Here is a 1,983-nt window from a genome sequence, read left to right as displayed (position 1 = left end):
AATATAATCCACCTAGATCAATATTGGAGTGCATGCTAGTAAATTTAAATAAATGGGATAATTTTCTCTCATTGTGCGATCCCTGCGTCTTGGAGACACGACTTAAAGAAATCTAGCTGCTACGGCCTGTTTAGAAATGCAAATTGATTGGCGGTCCGACCTAAGTTTCCTACGCTTCGGTAGTCCTGCTCTCAGATTTGGCCGAATTGCGGCAGCTATGTAGAAGCCCGTTTGGAAGAAAATATGTCCGCTACGAGGCGCCTGCCGCCTGTCTGCTTCTGCATCACTGAGCAGACAGGCAGATCAGTTGGGGGAAACGGAAGGTCTGGTTCTGGACGACATGGTGAAAAAGCAGACGCAGGTACCCGCTCGTCATGATCAAAGACGAGAGGAAGAGGCGGTCTCGTCAAAGTTGTGGCCGTGAGGTAGCGTGTGCTTATTAGGAAACGAGGGTGAAAGCGGGATGGCAAAAACAGCCGAGCTAGCACGGGATTTTCATGGCCAAAAGCTTTATCAGAAGCGGGCACGCGCGGTACTTCCCATACTTGTCCGACAAGCAGAGGTTCGGCAGCCTGTCTTCTATGAGGCATTGGCGCAGGAAGTGAAAATGCCCAATCCACGCAATCTCAACTACCCTCTCGGTTGTATTGGAACCACGCTTAACGAAATCGGCGAAGAATGGGGCTCTGACGTTCCACCAATTGAAGCGCTTGTTGTAAATCAAACGACGAGACTTCCTGGCCCCGGCTTCGATGGATTCCTGACAGAGAAGGGTGAAAGCTGGAATAACAAGGAAGAACGGAAGGCGTTGATCGAGCAATATTGGGCACGTATCTACAGCTACCCTTACTGGGACGACATCCTGAAAGAATTGCATCTCAAGAAAACGATGGACCCGGCTGAGCTCATCATTGCAAAGGCTAGGGGCAGTGGCGGCGGCGAAGGCCCCGAGCATCTTGCACTAAAGTTGTTCGTTTGTGCCAATCCTCAATTGGTTGGGCTCCGCGCGATCGATCGAACTGGAAAGACGGAGCATTGTCTTCCTTCAGGCGATATCATTGACGTCATATTCGATTACTCGCGCCGCATCCATGCCGTCGAGGTAAAGCCGAAAAGCTCCCCAGATAGCGACTTGGCTCGCGGCCTGTTTCAGTGCGTGAAATATCGGGCCGTTCTTCACGCGCTCGCGCGCCATGAGCACGACAAGCGTAATATCACCGTATGTCTTGCCTTGGGAGGCTCGCTGCCGGCTCGATTAGTGCCCTTAAGAAATAGCTTAAACATTGATGTTTTTGAGAACCTGTCGCCGAGCGGGTAAGAACTGTCCTTTGAGCATTAGAGACCGTTTGAGAATGTGTTGATGCGGTGGCTTGGGCGTGATTCAAGCCTGGGATGTGGACCCGAGCGAGCCGTGGCCGGATGGCCGGATTTGAGAAGCGGTCAAAGCGCTACCCGACCGATCTGACGGACGAGGAATGGCTGTTCATTCAGCCGTTTCTGCCGTCAGTGGCCAAGCGCGGTCGCAAGCCTGTGACGGACCTGCGCGATATGCTTGATGCGCTTCGTTATCTGGCACGAACAGGCGGTGGATGGCGGATACTGCCGAACGACTTCCCGCCCTGGCAGACAGTGTATTGGTGGTTCCGCCGCTTCATGCGCCGGCTCCTGTTCCGCACGATCCACGACGTCGCACTGATGCTCGACCGTGAACGCGAAGGGCGCGAGCAGAGCCCGACGGCCGCCGTTGTTGATAGCCAGTCCATCAAGGCACCAGCCGCGGAAAAACGGGGCTTTGACGCTGGCAAGAAGGTTGTCGGTCGTAAACGATACATTGCTGTCGATACAGATGGCCGATTGCTCATGGTCAATCTGACCACTGCCGATATCTCCGATAGTGCCGGTGCTCAAGCGATCGTCGTGGCCATTCGCAAGCGATGGCCCTGGCTCAAGCATCTGTTCGCTGACGGTGCCTACGACCGCACC

At 54.0% G+C, this 1,983-nt stretch carries 2 protein-coding genes; both read left to right on the top strand.

Annotated elements, in window-relative coordinates:
• Positions 1-463: 463 nt before the first annotated feature.
• Positions 464-1,318, top strand: a complete 855-nt coding sequence (locus ABF824_RS16305) for a hypothetical protein (RefSeq protein ID WP_415489998.1) — start codon at positions 464-466, stop codon at positions 1,316-1,318.
• A gap of 74 nt (positions 1,319-1,392) precedes the next feature.
• A partial coding sequence (locus ABF824_RS16300) for an IS5 family transposase (protein ID WP_415489997.1) occupies positions 1,393-1,983 on the top strand: 591 nt, incomplete at its 3' end.

The sequence above is a fragment of the Acetobacter sp. genome, assembly GCF_047721705.1.
Taxonomy (GTDB): Bacteria; Pseudomonadota; Alphaproteobacteria; order Acetobacterales; family Acetobacteraceae; genus Acetobacter.
Note: the sequence above shows the minus strand (reverse complement) of the source record. Positions and strands in the feature narration are given on the sequence as shown.

Excerpts from the sequence above, each read along its gene's own strand:
- ABF824_RS16305 (WP_415489998.1), top strand. The coding sequence starts at position 464 with ATGGCAAAAACAGCCGAGCTAGCACGGGATTTTCATGGCCAAAAGCTT.